Origin of the sequence: Undibacterium sp. RuTC16W, assembly GCF_049339445.1 — a bacterium.
Lineage (GTDB): Bacteria > Pseudomonadota > Gammaproteobacteria > Burkholderiales > Burkholderiaceae_D > Undibacterium.
The window spans coordinates 1-284 of the sequence record NZ_JBMPPE010000122.1 but is presented as its reverse complement, the minus strand read 5'-3'; the positions used below and the strand labels follow the sequence as shown (position 1 = coordinate 284).

The window sequence follows — 284 nt, the reverse complement described above, 5'->3', positions numbered from 1 at the left end:
AGAACCCTCATGCGAATTTTGCTCATTGCTGCCCTGGCCGTCAGTGTTGTCGGCTGCACTCGTTGGTCGATGGACCACCATCTGAACAATGCCTACCGCGCCTACAAGGTCGGTGACTGCGAGCGCGTTACCCTGGAGTTGTCTCAGGTCGACCGTGAAAGTCGCAGCCGACGTTATGTGCAGCCGGAAGTCTCGATGTTGCGCGGGCAGTGCCTGGAACGGCAGAAACTGTTCGTCGACGCGGTACAGACCTATCAATTCATCATCAATCAGTATCCGTCGAG

At 56.3% G+C, this 284-nt stretch carries 1 protein-coding gene; it reads left to right on the top strand.

Annotated features, from left to right (window positions below; translation table 11 throughout):
* The coding region (locus tag ACO0K4_RS19780) for a hypothetical protein (RefSeq protein WP_422958362.1) at positions 1-284 on the top strand (284 nt) is incomplete at both ends.